The following is an 18,714-nucleotide window of genomic DNA, read 5'->3' on the forward strand; positions in this document are numbered from 1 at the left end:
ACATTCACTTTTGCCACTTTGAAGACCTAAGGTTTTAGCACCTATCGACATCTTTTGGGCTGTAAGCGGTCATAAATTAAGAGCTGAATCAATATATCTAGCAGTCACTATGAGCCTTCAGCGGACATTTTTTGGATTGATTTACCTTTAAAATCATTTCGTTTCGATACCAAAAGCAACATTAATCTATCGCTACAAGAATATATGCTTTTGGCTTTAAATTGTTCATTATGGCTACGGACTATTAAACTAATACTTAAATAATTGATGTACAAGATCTAAAATATCAGAGAGTTATATAGTCCAATAAGGCGTTCGGGTTGAGTATCACCGTGTTGTTAGGACGAATTTCACTAACAAATATAAAGCGTTCGGTTGATTGTGAAACGATGTTTATTTTTTGAAATTGAATATTATTTTCGTTTACGGTCGCAATCGCGGCTCCACCTTTATGATAAGTAAGCGCTGCTAACGGTGCTTGCCATTTAGGTTGTCTGAGCTTTTGGTTATTAATATTAATGGAAATGGTTCCGTTAAGGCCGGTTGGTAGATTATGCTCGCGATTATCAAACTCAGCTTCAACAAGCATGGTTCCGGATAAAACACTTATTGCTTGCGCCTTACGAGTAATGGTCGCAGATACAAAGATGCCCTCATAGCCTGTAAACGTGGCGTCGATTGTATCTCCAATTGATATTTTACTAACTTCGCTTTGTGGCACATAGGTGATTAACTTCAATTCGTTTATGTTTTGTAGTTTATAAAGGTAGTTATCTAATTGATTGTTAACGCTATTGACAATGTCGCCTATCTCAATATTTTTATCTGTAATATAGCCAGCAAATGGAGCCGTTATAATAAGTAATGACTGTTGAAATTGGTTTTGTTCTTTTTGTGCGAACAAACTTGCTATTTTAGCCTTTGATTTTTCTGTTTGAACGGTCAACCTATCTAATTCAGCTTTGCTAATTAAGTTATCTTTTATTAACTGCTTGGCTCGTTTCAACGTTAATCGATTTAATTCATGCTCGGCTTTGCCAAACTCAATGTCAGCCAGTATTTGTTGCTCTTGTAGTTTAATCTCAGGAGCATCAATTACTGCAAGTACATCGCCTTTACTGACCGCACTACCAATTTCTACATATTGTTCTTTGATATAACCACTGGCTCTAGAATGTAACTTTGTCGTTTGTTTAGCCTGTGAAACGGTTGGCAGACTCACCGTTCTTTGATCCAAAACTTTGGTCAGCGTGGCGGTTTGATAACTTGATGGAGGATTCGTTTCTGCGTGCACCGTTAAGGTTGTTAATATAAGTAGGCCAATAAGTGCAATGATGTGCATTACTTTATGTAATACGGAATCTTGGGCTTTAGATTGGGCGCTATGTCTGATTTTATGTTCTGTCATTTTAGTTTTCCTCGATATCTTGAAACATTGGCTTATTTCGAAAGCTCAGTATTAGTGGTACTAATGTCAAAGTTGCTGGTGTGCCAAAAATTAAGCCTCCAATAACAGCTCTTGCAAGAGGAGCGTTTTGTTCTGCTCCTTCTCCCAATGCTAATGCCATGGGGATCATGCCAACCAACATAGCTATAGCTGTCATAATTACCGGTCTAAACCTTGTCTTTATCGCAGACAATGCTGAATTTTTTGCTAGTTTTCCCGCAAGCATTTCAGCCCTGGCAAAGCTAACAACTAAAACACTATTTGCCGTTGTTACTCCCATTACCATAATCATGCCCATAAATGCGGAGACACTTAACGGCGTATTTGAGAGGAATAGGGCAAGCAAAGAGCCGCTAATGGCCATAGGCATTGCGCTTAAAGCCACAAGTGGCAAGGCCCAAGATTGGAAATTTATTACCATCAATAGAAATACTAAAATTGCAGCCATCACCATACCCGTAGCCAAGTCACTGTAGGCTAAAAGCATGTCTTTTGCTTGCCCTTCAATAATGATTTTATTGCCAGCTTTAAGAGTAGCCTTTGTCGACGCAACGTTTTTTGTGATGTCGGTATAAACCGAACCCAAATCGCGTTGATCAACGTTAATCAATATACTGATTGTCGGGGCTAACATTTGCCGTTTAATTAATGCAGGTCGAGCGCGTTTTTCTACACTCACTAGGCTTTTTAATAATACGGTTCCCTGAGCTGAATTAGTGGCTTTAACTGGCGTATTTAACAAAGTGTTTAACGAGTCTAAACGATAGGGTGGAACTTGAGCCGCAACAATATAACTGATGCCATTATTTGCCCATGTGTTTGGGAATAAGTTTGCACTCGAGCTTAGGCTCACTAATAGGGTCTGACTGATGTCAGTCATATTCACACCTAGTTTTTTTGCAAGTATTCTATCAATATTGAGATTGATATCAGGCCAGGCCGTAACTTGATCAATGATAATATCAGCAACACCTTCAACATTTTTTAACTTGCTCATTAGTTTTGTGGCGGCCTGTAAATTTCCTTTTATATCTCGGCCTGTGATTTTTACTTCAATGGCAGAACTAGCAGTGCCATTAAGTGTTTGGGAAATAATATCAGCAGGACGAAATAGCACTTGGTAGTCAGGGAATTGTAACGCTAACTGAGCTCTGATTTTTCTAATATAAAGGTCAGTTGGTGCATGATCAGGGGTTAACTGTACTAATATCTCGCCTTCTGAAGACGTGCTAATCATAGAACTAATCCAAGTTCGATTTATAGCATCTGGAGGTCCAATATTCTCAACAATGGCCTGAATTTCGTTAGCAGGGATTATCGTTCTAATTAATTGATGAACATTCGCAAACTGTTTTGCAGCCACTTCTAGTCGTACACCATTTTCAACTCTAAGGTGTAATCGAATTCCGCCCGCGTCAGATTTAGGAAAGTAGTCTTTTCCAAGCATCATAAACGAAGAAGTTAATATGATACTTGCCACGATACTCACTCCAGTGAGTACTAAGATGCGGCAACTCAATAGTCGCTTTAAGTTTAATAAATGCACCGCAATAATTCGGTCTAATTTTTTTTCAACCTTAATGTGGACTTTGTGCACTAACGAATTTCGGTTTACATTTTCACGTTCATTTTTCAGTAATAAAAATGCGAGTATGGGCACCAATGTTCTTGAGAGTATAAAAGATGCAATCATAGCGAGTAGAACCGCTAAGGCTAAAGGCTCAAAAACGTATGCGCTTGTACCACTTAACAAAAATATAGGCATTAAAACGATACATATGCTCATCGTTGAAACAAGCTCAGGAAATACCACCTGCTTGGCGCTATCAATTACGGCTTGTCGAATTGATTTGCCGTAATCTAAGTTGCGGTTAATATTCTCAATTTCCACCAAGGCATTATCGACTAATATACCGATTGCTAATCCTAACCCTCCTAATGTCATGAGATTTAATGTGTGACCAAAAAAAGTTAACCCTGTAAGAGAAGCTAAAAGGGCTAATGGAATAGAAGTAAGCACAATGGCTGTGCTGCGAACACTGCCAATAAAAATTAAAACGACCAGAGCGACTAAAAGGGCGACTATTACCGCTTCAATTAACACTGCATTTCTAGAAGCCACAACAAATTTAGATTGGTTAAATATAGGCGTTAAGGTTAAGCCTTTAGGCGCACCTTTTTGTATGTTTGGTAAACGACGGTTGATTTCATTAATGATATCTACGGTAGATGAATTCCCTAGTTTTAAAATAGAAACAATAACGCCTGCTTGCCCATCTACACGAGCTAAACTAGTTGCAACAGCGCCACCATCACGAACCGTTGCAACATCTTGAAGTTGAATTAGACCATGTTCGCTATATTTAATGGGGATAGCTTTAAACTCAGCTACACCTTCCGGACTCCCATTAGTTGAAACGGTAAAGGCCACTTTTCCTTCACGTAAAATACCAGTCGGTAACGTAATGTTTTGTTGCGAAATAGCCATGGCTACTTCTTTTGCTGTTAGTCCATGCACCTGTAATCTATCGGGATCAATATCTACCATTAGTTGTCTAGGAGCTCCACCAAAAGGTAGGCTCAATCGTAAGCCAGGTATTGACTGCAATTGTCGTCTTAGAGTTAGTCGAGCGTAATCATACAGTTGAGACTGAGTCATCGTTTGAGAAGAAACGGCGAGTTGAAGTATAGGTACGCTTGACGTCGTATAATTAACTATTAACGGTGGGGTCATTCCCTTTGGTAGCCGCTTTAAAATGGTTTGAGAGACACTGGTAATTTGCGATAGTGCAACAGCTAACTTTGCTCTGGGGTGAAAACTGACTTGGATGAGCGAGTAGCCATTACCATTTTCAGATTGAACACGCTTTACATCGTCAACGTTATTCATGATGGCAATTTCACTAAATGATGAAATTTTTGACGCCATTTCAGAGGCACTAAGACCTGGGTATTGCCACAATACGTTGACATAGGGAATATCAATTGAAGGTAAAATGTCAGTAGATGTTTTTTGTAAAGACCTAATGCCAAACAGCAACAACAGTATAACCAATACGCCAACCGTATAACGTTGACGAAGAGCGAGCTTAACTAACCACATTTATTTAGCCTCTGTTAATAAAATATAATTCATCTGACTAAACTCTACTTACCGTCATTTGGGGCAAAAATATCGGCTAATATTGACTCAGGAGGCAAGCCAATTTGTTTATTAAATTCTCCGTCTGCATTTAGATAAAAAGTAGCTGGAGTTGCACGGGCACCTAAAGACAGCATGGTTTTATAGTTGTTAATTAGCTTGTCACGGATCGTTTTTTCTGGGTTCTCAATTGGTTTTATAGACTGAAATAATCCTGAGCCAGCTAATTTTTTCAATTGTTCTTCAGGATTATCCGCGCTTAATATGGCCGCGGCTTTTCCTAAGCTGTCTGCTTTTAAAATACCGACTAAAATATGACGAATTTGCACTTTTCCTGAATCAACCCAAGGCCGTGCCTTATCCCATAACTGCTTACAATAAGGACAATTGGGATCCGTAAAAGTGTAAACAATACGCTTGGCTGACGCAGAGCCATCTCTTACCCAATGACTGTTTTCAAGGGCTTGCCAATTCTTAACCGCCTTTGGACCATTAACATAAGCATTCAGCTTTTCTTCACCTACAGAATTACCTTCAGTATCCACTAATGGGCCGGTAAATAAGTACTTTTCGTCTTCAGTGACATACAAAGTAATAGTCTCATTTTGAAAGTTAGCGATATAGCCAGTCATATTTGCCGGCGCTTTAAAAGAACTGACCACTTCACCACCTTGCTGAGTGAATAACGTTAAGGGTGCTGGGTAGTTAACTGTTTCTGTAGCAGTAAGATTTAACGGCAAAAAAATGTAAATAAAATTGATATTTTCATAGGTTTATCCTTTTTTTAAAGGTACGACGGAATTAATTTGATTAAGGTAATAACGCAAGCTAGCTTGAGATAATTCGCCCATATGGCTAGTAACTAACTGCCCTTTTTCATTATAAAATAATGTGGTTGGTAGCCCTGCGGCGCCAGTTTCTCGGCTAACATTGCTAGTGGGGTCGATGAAAACATTTTTTAAATCCAACGCTGTTGAATCAATAAAATTTTTAACACTAAGCAGGCTTTCGCCTTGATTAACAAAGACAAAAACAAGCTCAGGGTTATGTTTTTGAGCGGCTTCTAATACCGGCATTTCTCTACGACAAGGTGGGCACCAAGATGCCCAGAAATTAATAACAACTGGCGTGCCCTTATAGCGTCTTAAATCGACTTCATGGCCTTCAATATTACGTAAAGGTGAGCTAGGCAGTTCGACTGCTGCTTGATAAATAACAGCAAAAAAAGTAGGAATAATTAAACAGAAAAAAGTAATTAATGCCGATGTAAAATAAGCTTTAATGAACAATTTATTACGTCTAGCATAAAACATCAGTACCAAGGCACCAGCGCCCCAACCTGTGCTAGGTATAAAGCCACCATCACTTATATTTACTAATTGCCACCAATTCTCTTGGTAGCTTTGCCACATAGCGATTATAAAGGTCAATCGTGCGGTTAAAAAACCAATAATAATGGCTGTGAATATATACTCTAAAAACTGTTTCTGTTTTGCATTGTTACGTGTTTGAAGATAAGTTATTCCCCAAAACATAAATAACCCTACCAGAGTAATTAATTGTGAAATTGAGAGAACTATCGGCCCTACAGCAATACTTAGCATTTATTTACCACATCTTTTTTCCATTAACTTACCAATGATAAATCGCTAATATTAAGCCAACATTAAGAAAAAGTTCATTCGCTAAACCCTGCTAAAAACTTAATTTATCGCTTGTTCTCCTGCGCTTTTTCACGTTAATCTTAGCGGCATAAGAATTGTATTTGAGCAAAAATGTATATTTTATTAGTTGAAGATGATGCTGTTATTGCTGATGCCATTAGCACTTTTTTATCGGGTGAAGGTATGGCTGTGGAACATGTTGCTTCAATAAGTCATGCAAAAAATATCTTGAATAAAAGCAACTTCGATCTCTGTATTCTTGATCTAAATTTACCGGATGGAAATGGTATAACGTGGCTAACATGGCTGCGAAAAAATCAACACTCATTGCCGGTACTAATACTCACGGCGAGTAATTCAATTGACGACAAAGTAACAGGATTAAAGAATGGCGCTGATGATTATTTGGTTAAGCCATTTGACCTAAGAGAGTTATTAGCGCGTTTGTACAGTATAAAGCGACGCACAACCGACAGACTAACAAACACCATTTCACATGGCCTGCTGACTTATCACTTAGAACAACACAAACTATTAATTAATGACAAACATATCCCCTTATCTCGGAACGAAGATTTACTTTTAAAAATATTTCTTAACAATCCACAACGTATTTTATCTGAAAGCCAATTAAAAGATGTTTTATACGGCACATGTGACGACGTAGCCAGTAATGCCCTGAATGTACATATATTTAATTTACGTAAAAAAATAGGAACTAAAGGCATAGAAACTATTCGGGGTTTTGGATTTCGACTAGGCTCAATTGAAGTAACTGAACAATGAGCTTGCGCCTTCGCCTAACAATATTAGTGGCAGCCGTATTTATTGGTTTTTGGCTATTAGCCAGTGTTTGGATGGTGACGGGTCTTAGTCATAAATTAGACGTCAGCTTTGATAAACGTCTAGAATCTACCGCTATAATGCTAAGTAATATATTAGCGCATGTGCCACAAAGTGCTATGTCAGCCTCTTTACCAGCAATAATGGAAGCCAATGAAGTTGGTACGGCAAAGGGATTAACCTGTCAAATAAGCTCTTTGCACGGCAGTATTATAGCAACAAGCAATAGCAGCACTTTTCCCAATAGCACAGCAGTTGAATCTGGGTTCCATTATATTCAAGCTGAAAGTACAGCGTGGCGTACGTTCACTTTAATCACCAGCCAACATAAAATAACCATTGCAGATAAGGTTTCTGAGCGTGATTCTTTATATTATGATCTGCTTAAAAGTATTCTTATTCCCCCTGCATTAGCGATTTTAATTACGTTAGGTTTATTATGGTTTGCAATTGGTACAGGCATAAAACCGATAATGCTACTAACTTCAGCACTCGAAAAACGCGGTAGTGAAGACCTTGCTCCCATTCAAATACAGCAACCATTAAAAGAACTGCAACCACTGATCAACAGCCAAAATGCACTAATGGCACGATTAGCTGAAGTGATATCAAGAGAGAAGCAATTTACCAGTAATGCTGCACATGAGCTTAGAACACCGTTAGCGGGTATATTGGCTCAAGCCCAACTTGCTGAACTAACAACAGGAGACAAGCAACAGCGAGCTTTATTGCAGGTAAGTAAAAGCACAAAGCGTTTAAATTCTATATTAGACAATTTACTTTTACTGGCAAATATTGATGCAATCACCCAAGTCCATACTGACGAAACTTGGTCAGTTGAATTACTCATTAAAAACATGATAAATGAGACAACGCAAGGTAGTGAACGTATAGCTTATTCAATACAAGGAAAAGAACTCATATCCGTTATCCCATCAGCTATGATCGCTATTGTTTGCCGTAACCTGCTCGATAATGCTTTAAAATACAGTCCCCCAAAAACACCTGTTTTAATGGCCATTAACGTTACAGAAAGCCTTTTAAATATTAATGTTAGCAACACGGCTAATGTTACCGCCACAGACATTGACAAAATGACTACGCGCTTTTGGCGTAGCGGTTCAGCAGAGGGTGCCGGTCTTGGCTTATCTATTGTAGATACCATAGCGATAAACTATAAAGGCTCAATTACACTGGCAAATAATGGTAATACTTTTGTAGCTCAGTTCTCAATACCTTTGACAGAAAGTAAAATAGCTTAAAATTAAGAACATATCGTTTTTAATACGTTAACCCTTTCACAGCCAACGAGTTTGCAATTGTATGAACGCAGCAATAGTAGATCTATCGGTCATGGAGCTATGTATAAAGGTGGTGATTATTTCCCTGTTAATTTACTAACAAAATTGCCCGTAAATTTATTAATTAAAGTTGAATCTCATGTTCAGAATTAGCTTAACTTTCAAAGTAATGATTAAATACTTTTCTATTAGGACAAAAAAAATGATGTAAAATCACGGCGACTAGGCTCGCAATTAACGTTGAACAATAGGAATATAATGAGGGCAATAAACAATAAACTTGTGTGTCGATTTCTACAGGTACTTTTAGCTTTCCAAAATACTCATAATAACTTCTAAATACCAATTGTTTTAGGTCACATTTAGCCGTGAATTTTAATGTCTGCTTAGTAGATTAGAAGTCATAAGGGAATCATCAAAATAATGAGCGCACAATATTCGAATGAGATAGGCACATGATCTGAACACCCTAATTATAGGTTTATTCAGACTGAAAGGACTATAAAGCGCACAAAGTTAGCATTAATAATTTGATGATGAACGACCGCAATGGTGGCTTAGCTGTCCAATTCAGAGGTTTTTGAAAAGTAATGTCAATGTCTGCTGTTGGCACTTTCCAGCCACTCGACAACATAAAATGTTGATAATAATTGGCAAGATATTTTACTGTGTCGGATGGCGCTTCGCTTATCCGACCTACAATTGGCACTGCGGGCTAATTTTTAATTGAAAACTACTTGTTTACGTATTACGTGAACGTATAAGTAACTGGCAGTGCAAACGTAAGCTATCCATATTTTCACAAATCTACCCGCTAATGGGTGCTATTTTGCTACTTACAAACCAAATACCCACCTTTAAATGCCATTTATGGGATTTACTGTGCCGTTTATGCTTATTTATAAAATCAATTAAGGTCAATATACTAAGCTAGTATTTTATTAATCGTTTAATTAAATAGCAGGCAATGTTCTGTCGTTAAATAAAAATTGGCTGCCTTGCCTGTTTAACAGCTTAAAACTATTTATATTGCGACTTTCTTATATGGTGTTTTTGTAAGCCTTTATTACCTTATCAATTTTAAGCTAAGAATGGTGCAAGGGATCATGTTGGCTATGCAATTTAATGGCAACATTTCTTAGAGCGGCTACTTCATTCTAATTTATAAAGGAATCATTTAATTATGTGGATAATTTTTGCATTACTCGCCACGGTTTTTTTTGGCGCACGAGGAATAATGTATCAATGGACATCCCAGAAAAAAATTGATCGAAACTTATTATTATTCGGTGTGTTTTTTGTCGGATTTATAATCAGTGTTTTGGGTGTAACCTTGTTAAATCAAAAGTGGTATGGCTGGGCTGATATTGCTGTTGGCTTAGCATTGGGCTTTGGCTCTTTTGCCGCGAATGCTTTTTTGCATAAAGGTTTTTCGGTTGGAAAGGCTTCGCTTATTAGTATTTTGTCGGGTTTAACTCCTTTATTTGTGTTGGTTTTTGCCTTTTTATTATGGCAAGAAACCTTAACAACGCTGCAGCTAATTGGCTTTTTTATTATTTTTGGTGGGCTTTATATTATTCGCTACTCTAATGATATTTCGTTTACTAATTTACAAGGGGCGCAATGGGGGTTACTGGCTGCATTATTCTTTTCATTTAATGACTTACTAGGTAAGCAGTCTACTTTGCTGGAGGCCGATACGTTCGCTACGCTCACCTCTATGTTTGGTTTTGGTAGTTTGCTTTTTGCTATTAGTTGGTTAGTAAGTAACAAAAAACAGGCCAGTGACGCAAATGACTCTCGGCCTAATTGGTCGCCAGTAAAAACGTTTTCTTGTGGGTTACTTATTGGATTGACGAATGTGGCTGGCATGGTTGCAATAATATCGGCTTTTGCAATTGGCAATACAGGGCTGGTTTCTGCTATTTCTGGTATGAATATTTTAATAATTCTTTTGTACTCACGCATTATTTTAAAAGAGTCGTTTACTCGCCAAGAGCTGTTAGGGCTAACGACCGCTTTTATAGGGGTAATTGTACTAAGGCTGAGCTATTAACGCTTAAAACCACACACAGTAAGGACGTTTCGGTAAATAATTAAATAGGAATAGTAAAAATGAAGAAGAAGTTAGCACTAATAGGGTGTGGTTATTTAAGCCAAACTATTGCTCAGGCTGTAAAAAGTGGCTCTCTTGCTGGTTACGAGCTAGTTGCGGTATTAGGCAGAAACCCAATTAGAACCAAACAATTTGCTGATTACTTTAACTGTACACCATGCACAGATATTGATGCGTTTATGGCTTTAAAGCCTGAGTTTGTAGCCGAAGCTGCATCGGCGGTATCTGTAACCGATTATTGTGAAAAAATATTAGCCGCTGGCTCGCACTTAATTGTGTTATCTACGGCGGCATTTGCAGATGTAGCTTTGTACCAAAGAGCCATAGCTGTAGCATTAAAAAATAATACTAAAATATACATTGCCGGTGGTGCAACAGGTGGCTTTAACCTGCTTCAAACCGCTTCATTTATGAGTTCAACACCGATTGATGTAACAATAACATCTAAAAAATCACCTGGTTTTATTGCTCGAACCCCTTTTAACAAAGAGGGCTTAATGAACATAACTGAGCCAGAAAGAGTTTTTAGCGGAACAGCTAAGGAAATTATTGATATTTTTCCTTATGTTTTTAATGTTATTTATGCAACTTCGCTAGCAAGTGCGGGGCCAAAAGCAACTAAATTTAATATTGATGCTGTGCCTAACTTTGCTGGAGATGACTACAGAATTGAAGTTAAAGGTGAACAAGTAGCTTTAGATTTAACAATTAAATCGGGCGATTATGCTATTGCAGCATGGAGTGTGGTGTCTATTTTAAATAATGCGGCTTCTCCGGTCGTTTTTATGTAAAACACTAAGCTGAGCGGCTATAGCAGCCTGCTATTCTCACCTTATAATATTTATTATTCATAAATAAAAAGCCGATACTGCAATCAGTATCGGCTTTTACCTATTTGTAATTCAGGTATTAAAAAACTAATTAGTTATTGCTGAGTTTTAATTAGCTTTGCGGTGTAATTAAGTATTTTTCGCCTGTGGCTTGTTTAGAGTAAGCCGCTATTGATGCTAATTGTAGCGCCTCAGACAACGACACTTCATGGGTGTAATTGCTGGCAAATGTGGTAGTAATTTCATCGGCTATACGTTTACGCATTGCCACTACCGTATTCGTGCCTAATTTACCAAGCGCATTAAATAATAAAAACCCATTTACGCCCCAAGCAAAGCCAAAATTACGATTTAGCGTAATAGGGCCGCGATCAAGTGCGCCATAAATATAAACTTGCTTGAAATTATCTGAGCCATACACGCTATACTCTTCTACGTCGCGAGTTATAGCAGCTTCCATACAGTTAAGAATGTCGCTGGTTAGTTGGCCACCGCCAATTGGATCAAACGCAATTGTGGCACCAGTGGCAATAATTGCTGCGGTTAAATCCTCAAGAAACGACTCACTACTAGAATTAACCACATACTTTGCGCCCATGTTACGTAACAGTGTTTCTTGCTCTGTTTTGCGTACAATATTAACTAAATCAATACCGTCGGCAATACAAATACGGTTTAACATTTGCCCAAGGCTAGATGCCGCCGCCGCATGAATAATAGCTTTATGGCCTTCGGCGCGCATGGTTTCTACCATAGCTAGTGCTGTAAGCGGGTTAACAAAAGACGATGCGCCTTGCTTAGCGGTAGTGCCTTCTTTTAACTCTAAGCAACTTTGTACATTAACGCAGTGATATTGACGGTACGTTCCGCCGCCAATTACAGCAACCATTTTACCCATTAATGCTTGTGCCGCTGGCGATGAGCCCGCAGCAACTACAGTACCGGCACCTTCATTACCTACAGGCGTTGCTTTATTAACACGTGTTTTGAGCGCTGGCATAAACTTAGCTGGCACATTAGCTGTAATAGCTGGGCTTTGCCCAGTACCCGATTGCGTTGCTGTAGACATGTCAGCGGCGCTGAACATAACCGCTAAATCAGATGGGTTTAATGGCGCAGCTTCAATGCGAATAACCACTTCATCGGCACTTGGTTGTGGCATGTCGATGTTTTGTAAGGCAAGCGTTAGTGTGTTGTCTTCGCTGATTGTTGAAGTAAGTTGGATATTTTTGTCTGTCATCGGGATTTGCTCCTGCACATTATTAAATTAGTTAAACCAATAAGGTTAATGAATTGGCTGTTTTATAGCTAAGCATTAGCTGCTTGAATTTGCGCTGTGACCTTTTGCATAAACTCGGGCATGTTTGCGAGCCGATCTACCTCTACTTTTTGCGCAATAGCAGATTGGCGCATGGTGTCGTTCCACTGTTTCATTCCCGGTACATCACCCAGTACATCCCAATTAAGTTGGCTGGCACCAAAAGCGTTAACTATGGTATTTACGTGATAAACGTAAATATCTGCCATAGTAAACTGCTCACCCGCAATCCAAGGTGAAAACTTACATAAGCGACTCAAGGCGGTAACACCACGGGTTAACACTTGGCGTACCTCATTTTTAAGCGATTCTGGCGCGTTTGTACCACTAAACGCATACGGTATAAGGCGTCTGCTTGGCAGTTCAAAGTACAGCTCTGCTATTTTCATAATTTGGCGCACTGCTGCACGCTCGGTGCTATTTTTTGGATAAAGCGGAATATCTGGGTATGACTCTTCAATATAGTCGCAAATAACACTCGACTCTGAAATATTAACGCCCTGAGATGTTGTTATAACTGGCACTTTACCCGCAGGACTCATTGCCAGTAACTCGTCACTACCGCCGTAAATAAGGTGCTCTTTAAATGGCAGTTCTTTATATAAAAGTACATGTTTTACTAGGTTGTAATAGTTGCTAGCAGCAAAACCGTGCAAAGTAATCATAATAAATTTTCCATCATTAACGTGAAGGGACTTTTTAATTACCTAAAATGCAATTAATGCCTCAGTGCTTAATACACTGCGACTGGGCTATTTAAGCTAAACACATTATTACTGGTTTTAATTTGCTTATATATAGGGGTAAATGCTAATCACTTTTGCTTTTAAGACAAAAATAGAAAACTATTTGGCAAGGAAGTAGTGGCGGTACTAGCGCTCCCTATTTACATTTTTTAATAGGGAACCCCAGCTAAAGAAGTTATTTTTGTTGGTAATAATTTACGTTAAATTAAGTAAAACAGGCGAACTCAGCAAAGTTATGCCAACAGGCTAAACTTGGTTATTACAAGCTCGGCGCTGAATTACTGCGGCTCTAATATGGTCGTAACTCAAGTTAAATAAAAAAGCATAAATAGTAATAAAAATAGTCACGCCTAAGTCCATTAAAAAAGCATTCCATAAGCTCACCGATAATAAATAAGCCATAATTGGAATAGTTAACACCAGTAAACCCGCTTCAAATAAGGTAACGTGAAATAGCCGCATTGAAAAAGTACGCTTAGTTTTATCTCCTTTAACATAAAGATCAAAAACCCAATTAAAAGCATAATTCCAAACCATGGCGACACTCGCAATAACTATCATAGTTCCTGATAATGCAGCGATATCGTGCTCAGTAAAAGCAGCTAAACCGGCAATCGATAAAGTTACTGCTATTACTTCAAATGACACAGAGTGAAACACACGCTCTACAGCTCTCATTGTTATATTTCTCCAATAAAGGTCTTACTTTAAAATTAAGTGATTAACACTAGGCAATTAACACAAAGTAATTAATACAAAGGTGATAAAAAAGGATAACGAAATTATTAAGCGGCGATTATGACAGTCAATCAAAACAGATAAAGTTAACAGCTATCACGAATAGTGATAATCTGAGCCAAATACCTGTAACTCTCAGACACACCATGTATAGCTTCGAGCAATTGAAAGTATTTATCACTGTATGCGACACCGGATCTTTTTCAGCTGCTGCTCGTAAATTAAAGCGTGCTCAATCGGGGGTAAGTCAAGCAATTGCAAACCTTGAAATAGCCATTAATCAAGAGCTGTTCAATCGTGATAAAAACACTCCGGTATTAACTGATAACGGCAAAACCTTGCTGCCAATTGCAAAGTCTATTTTGCATCAACAAAAGTATTTTGATCAAACAATAGAATCGCTAGCAAAAGAGCATGAGCATGAAATGGTTATTGCTGTTGATGAGAGTGTAATGAGCCCAGACTTTTTAAATATTCTCATGCCGCTTGCCGATAAATACCCAATAACTCACTTTGATATCATCACCACCTCAACCTTTGATGTAGAACAACTCGTTCGTTCGGGTAGGGCGCAAGCCGGTATTGTTTATGCCGACGGTGAGTTAAAGGTGGATATGGATTTTTTCTTGTTAGGGCAAGCACGCTTTTTAACCGTAGCATCATCGACCCACGAATTAGCCAAACTAGCTAAAGTGCAAGGCTCTGATTTAAAACGTTATAGACAATGTGTACATCGCAGTGCTGAACATAAGGAGTTATGGTTTAGTTACGGTATTAGCTCTATGTTGTGGTATGCCAACACTCACCAAACACTGGTTGAGTTAGTTCATGCGGGCATGGGGTGGGCAAACGTACCTGAGCTATCAGTAAAAGAGCAGATAAACCAAGGCCATATTGTCGCATTGCCTGTTACCCATGAGTACAATGGGTGGTTAACGCCTGTAGGATGCTTAATTTCTCGAAGCCATCAATCGGGGCCTGTACTAACGAGTTTAATTGACACTCTTCAACAGTATCATTTTAGTAAAAACAGCTGGAAAATCAGATAAGCTACCCATTGTTTTGATAGAATAATTGTCACTTTTAAACAAATTAATCTATCATAAACACATAAATTTTAGAGCCTGCTTTATGATAATTTGAGGGCGTTTTTCTGCTTAAATTTTGCATTTAAAAAGCCAGGGATTAATGCTTTCCTTACTCCTGCGTTTAGTAAAATATTAATTTTATTTCAGCTTTTTATGAGCAACGTCCTTTTCAAAGCCTTGTTATTCCCAAGGGCAATTTTAAAGTTGAGTTAAAAACAACAAATGGAGCAGCTCGTTGGATCAACTACGTGCAATTAGGTATTTTAGTAAAGTAGTCGAAACTGGCAGCTTTACCAAAGCAGCCAGTACTTTTAACGTGCCGCCGTCGTCGTTATCAAGGCGCGTTGCAGATTTAGAAAAAAGCTTAGGCGCTACGCTGTTAAAGCGCTCAACCCGACTCGTTAAATTAACAGAAGTAGGGCAAATTTATTATAACGATATACAGCAAATTTTGAGTCAACTAGAACAAAGTAATGAAACCGTACGCAGTTATCAAACAACGCCAATGGGGCGTTTACGTATTAGCTCTATGGTGGGGTTTGGTGAGCAAATATTATTACCTTTGCTAGATGAATTTAGCGCCTTATACCCTGAAATAGTGCTGGATGTTAGTTTAACTGATCAGCTATCGACACTCGGACGCGACGATGTTGATATTGCTATTCGCGGTGGTTACGCACCCAATGAGCGAGTACTAGCAATAAGGTTAATGGACAATGGTTTTATTCCGGTGGCATCACCTTGTTATTTAAAAAAACACGGAACACCTAACAATGCGATGGAACTAAAGCAGCATAATGGCCTTTATTTTAAAGCGCCAACGGGGCCAACGCCTTGGTTATGTAATATGGACGGCCAATGGCATGATGTATCTGGCCCTGCTGTGGCTATTTCTAATAGCGGATCGTGGCTAGCAAAAAAAGCGTGCAACGGTGAAGGTATTTTAATGTCGACTCGGTGGGCGTTAGCCCCTTATATTGACTCAGGTAAGTTGCAACAACTTCACTTTGAACATGAGTTAGCTATAACTCAAAATGCTAATATGGCTGTGTATTTGCTGTATCAAAAACAGCGCTACTTAGTACCTAAAGTAAAAGCGGCAGTAGACTTTTTAGTGCAAAAAATAAAGACAGAAAATGAACAATAAACACAAAGTAACAGATTCCCTAGGCTGATTAATTTACAACTGCGTGGTTTGTTAAACAAAACTAACCGCAGGTTACTTTCGTTTTTTGCTTATGCAAACTGTAAACCCCCATTACAGTTTGCACAAAAGCCACAAATTAACACTGCATTTTACGCTATAGGCACTGTGCTAATAAAAGGATTAAGCTTAACTTTTAACGTGTTTAAAAAACACTTTAAAGCGAGTGTTTTCGTTTGAGGTTACCACTATTTCGCCCCCATTTGCTGTAACTAGCGCTTTTACTATCGCAAGCCCTAAACCCGCGCCATTGCCTTGTCGCTGCCTTGATTTATCGGCTCGATAAAATCGGTCAAATAAATAGGGTAAATGCTCTGCTGCTATTTTTTCGCCTGGGTTGGTAACCGCAATACACACTTGATCATTTCCAGTGCGCTCACTACTAATAGTTATCGATTCGCCTGCTGGGGTATACCTAATCGCATTTGATAATAAATTAGATAACAACTGCCTAAAGTGTAATTGTTCACAATAAAACTCAACATTACTACCTTGTTTAATAAAGGTAATATTGGCATCTTCTGCTACCGCATCAAAGTATTCTAGTAACGCGTCTATTTCTTCATCACTTTGTAATACTTGTTGTTGTGCTTTTATCAGTCCATTTTGAGTTTTTGCTAACCACAACATATCACTAACCATTTTTGTTAGTCGCTCTAGTTCTTCAAGGTTTGAAAACAACAGTTCTTGGTATTGCACAAGGTCGCGCTGTTTTGTTAAGCCAACTTGTGTTTGAGTAATAATATTAGTAAGCGGGGTACGCAGTTCGTGGGCTATATCGGTAGAAAAATTTGATAAACGCATAAACTCATCTTGTAATCTATCCAGCATGGCATTAAATGAATGCACCATATTCACCAGCTCAATTGGCACTTTACTTTCATCTAACCTAACATCCATTTTATGGGTTTGAATGTCATATATTTTTTTGCTTAAGCCACGCAGTGGATTTAACCCCTGATGTACCGCAAACCAAGCAACGAGTAAAATGAGCACAGCTGAGCCAAACATAATCACCCATAGGCTTTGTTTAAATTGGCGCAAAAAATGTTTATGAAAACTCATATCAATGGCGGCGGTAATTTTATAATGCTGTTGCTGCACGTTAAAGTCGCTAACTAATGCGCGATAGGTATGATCATTGGCTTGCCAATGCACTATGTTATCGCGATTAAAACCAAGCGCCGATGGCGCACTCATAATCTGCTTAGTAAAATCGCGACCTGAACTTTGGTAAATTAAGGCTCCTTGCTGGCTATTTACTTGATAATAAACACCATGATGTCCTGCCACAGCTTTAGATAATGCCTGTCCTAAAGGTTCACTTGAGCTATGCTGCTGGGCTAAAACAGCTGCAACTGACTGGCTAATAACCTTTAACTCGCCACTGTCTTGCTCAATAAAGTGATGCTCAATGGAGGAGTTAATTAATGACGCTACTAAGGTTAAACAGGCTATTACAGTAACAGCAATAAACAATACCACCCGCATGGTCAACGACATTGGTCGAGCGTTAATTTTGGGCATTTTCGACCTCTAATTTATAGCCCATACCGCGCACTGTATGAATAAGTTTAATACTATACTCATCGTCAACCTTGCCCCGCAGGCGTCTAATCGCAACATCTATTACATTGGTATCACTTTCAAAGTTCATATCCCATACTTGCGACGCAATAAGTGAGCGAGATAGCACTTCGCCTTCTCGGCGCAGTAGTAGCTCTAATAAGCTAAACTCTTTATTACTGAGCAAAATACGCTTGCCTGCTCGCTGTATTTTACGCTTTGGTATATCCATTTCTAAGTCTGCAATTGTGAGTATGTCGGCCACCTTTTGCACGCCACCACGGCGAATAAGCGTACGTACGCGGGCAAGTACTTCTGAAAAAGCAAACGGTTTTATTAAGTAATCATCTGCGCCAAGTTCAAGCCCTTTTACTCTGTCATCAACACTATCGCGAGCCGATAAAAATAATACTGGCGTGTCGTTTTTGGCTTCTCGTACCGACTCTAAAATTCGCCAGCCAGATACATCGGGCAACATTATATCTAATATAATCACATCAAATAATTCGGTCATTGCTAAATGGTGACCGTCAAGGCCATTGCGCGCCAAACAAACCTGAAAGCCGGCTTCGGTTAAGCCCTGCTTTAAGTAATCACCGGTTTTAATCTCGTCTTCAACGATTAGTAAGCGCATATAATTCCTTTGTTACTTTTATTATAATTTTAGTTATCACTTAAAACAGCACTATGCCATATTAGTTTAAACAACAA

Annotated in this window: 15 protein-coding genes; 6 read left to right on the forward strand and 9 right to left on the reverse strand. The window is 38.7% G+C overall.

Going from position 1 to position 18,714, the window contains the following annotated elements; translation table 11 throughout:
• Window positions 1–286: 286 nt before the first annotated feature.
• The 4 genes from I6E78_RS12325 to I6E78_RS12340 are packed head-to-tail and all read right to left on the reverse strand — an operon-like array spanning window position 287 to window position 6,193.
• A complete protein-coding gene (locus tag I6E78_RS12325; protein ID WP_024592052.1) occupies window positions 287–1,408 on the reverse strand; it encodes an efflux RND transporter periplasmic adaptor subunit in 1,122 nt (373 codons plus the stop codon).
• A 1-nt stretch (window position 1,409) separates the two neighbouring features.
• Entirely contained in the window at window positions 1,410–4,550 is a 3,141-nt protein-coding gene (locus I6E78_RS12330) for an efflux RND transporter permease subunit (protein WP_024592051.1), read from the reverse strand.
• A 44-nt stretch (window positions 4,551–4,594) separates the two neighbouring features.
• On the reverse strand, window positions 4,595–5,329 hold the full coding sequence (gene dsbG, locus I6E78_RS12335; protein ID WP_024592050.1) for a thiol:disulfide interchange protein DsbG: 735 nt from the start codon (window positions 5,327–5,329) through the stop codon (window positions 4,595–4,597).
• Window positions 5,330–5,362: 33 nt separating this feature from the next.
• Window positions 5,363–6,193, reverse strand: a complete 831-nt coding sequence (locus tag I6E78_RS12340) for a TlpA disulfide reductase family protein (RefSeq protein ID WP_024592049.1) — start codon at window positions 6,191–6,193, stop codon at window positions 5,363–5,365.
• A 171-nt stretch (window positions 6,194–6,364) separates the two neighbouring features.
• On the opposite strand from I6E78_RS12340, the gene I6E78_RS12345 reads away from it, so the two are divergent.
• From I6E78_RS12345 to I6E78_RS12360, 4 genes are all read left to right on the forward strand, one after another.
• Entirely contained in the window at window positions 6,365–7,039 is a 675-nt protein-coding gene (locus I6E78_RS12345) for a response regulator transcription factor (RefSeq protein WP_024592048.1), read from the forward strand.
• The gene (locus I6E78_RS12350) at window positions 7,036–8,358 is read left to right on the forward strand and encodes a histidine kinase dimerization/phospho-acceptor domain-containing protein (protein ID WP_024592047.1); all 1,323 of its coding nucleotides are present in this window, start codon (window positions 7,036–7,038) and stop codon (window positions 8,356–8,358) included. Before I6E78_RS12345 ends, I6E78_RS12350 begins: the two co-directional genes overlap by 4 nt.
• Window positions 8,359–9,580: 1,222 nt before the next feature.
• Window positions 9,581–10,453, forward strand: coding sequence for a DMT family transporter (locus I6E78_RS12355; protein WP_197182626.1), 873 nt, complete (start codon window positions 9,581–9,583; stop codon window positions 10,451–10,453).
• A gap of 59 nt (window positions 10,454–10,512) precedes the next feature.
• On the forward strand, window positions 10,513–11,304 hold the full coding sequence (locus I6E78_RS12360) for an aspartate dehydrogenase domain-containing protein (protein ID WP_179807983.1): 792 nt from the start codon (window positions 10,513–10,515) through the stop codon (window positions 11,302–11,304).
• A 151-nt stretch (window positions 11,305–11,455) separates the two neighbouring features.
• Here I6E78_RS12360 and I6E78_RS12365 read toward each other — a convergent pair whose 3' ends face one another.
• The 3 genes from I6E78_RS12365 to I6E78_RS12375 form a co-directional block, all read right to left on the reverse strand.
• On the reverse strand, window positions 11,456–12,583 hold the full coding sequence (locus I6E78_RS12365; RefSeq protein ID WP_197182627.1) for a zinc-binding dehydrogenase: 1,128 nt from the start codon (window positions 12,581–12,583) through the stop codon (window positions 11,456–11,458).
• A 68-nt stretch (window positions 12,584–12,651) separates the two neighbouring features.
• Entirely contained in the window at window positions 12,652–13,326 is a 675-nt protein-coding gene (locus I6E78_RS12370; protein WP_086996222.1) for a glutathione S-transferase family protein, read from the reverse strand.
• A 327-nt stretch (window positions 13,327–13,653) separates the two neighbouring features.
• On the reverse strand, window positions 13,654–14,085 hold the full coding sequence (locus tag I6E78_RS12375) for a PACE efflux transporter (protein WP_182678680.1): 432 nt from the start codon (window positions 14,083–14,085) through the stop codon (window positions 13,654–13,656).
• A gap of 206 nt (window positions 14,086–14,291) precedes the next feature.
• On the opposite strand from I6E78_RS12375, the gene I6E78_RS12380 reads away from it, so the two are divergent.
• Entirely contained in the window at window positions 14,292–15,194 is a 903-nt protein-coding gene (locus I6E78_RS12380) for a LysR family transcriptional regulator (protein WP_011329658.1), read from the forward strand.
• 274 nt (window positions 15,195–15,468) lie between these two features.
• The gene (locus tag I6E78_RS12385; protein WP_011329657.1) at window positions 15,469–16,380 is read left to right on the forward strand and encodes a LysR family transcriptional regulator; all 912 of its coding nucleotides are present in this window, start codon (window positions 15,469–15,471) and stop codon (window positions 16,378–16,380) included.
• A gap of 186 nt (window positions 16,381–16,566) precedes the next feature.
• On the opposite strand, the gene I6E78_RS12390 is transcribed toward I6E78_RS12385, so the two are convergent.
• Both I6E78_RS12390 and I6E78_RS12395 read right to left on the reverse strand, forming a co-directional pair.
• Window positions 16,567–17,964, reverse strand: a complete 1,398-nt coding sequence (locus tag I6E78_RS12390) for a heavy metal sensor histidine kinase (RefSeq protein ID WP_231618001.1) — start codon at window positions 17,962–17,964, stop codon at window positions 16,567–16,569.
• Window positions 17,951–18,637, reverse strand: a complete 687-nt coding sequence (locus tag I6E78_RS12395) for a heavy metal response regulator transcription factor (RefSeq protein ID WP_086998455.1) — start codon at window positions 18,635–18,637, stop codon at window positions 17,951–17,953. The genes I6E78_RS12390 and I6E78_RS12395 overlap by 14 nt, the downstream gene beginning before the upstream one ends.
• Between the last annotated feature and the right edge of the window lie 77 nt (window positions 18,638–18,714).

The organism is Pseudoalteromonas sp. NZS127 (assembly GCF_015864805.1).
Classification (GTDB): Bacteria; Pseudomonadota; Gammaproteobacteria; order Enterobacterales; family Alteromonadaceae; genus Pseudoalteromonas; species Pseudoalteromonas nigrifaciens.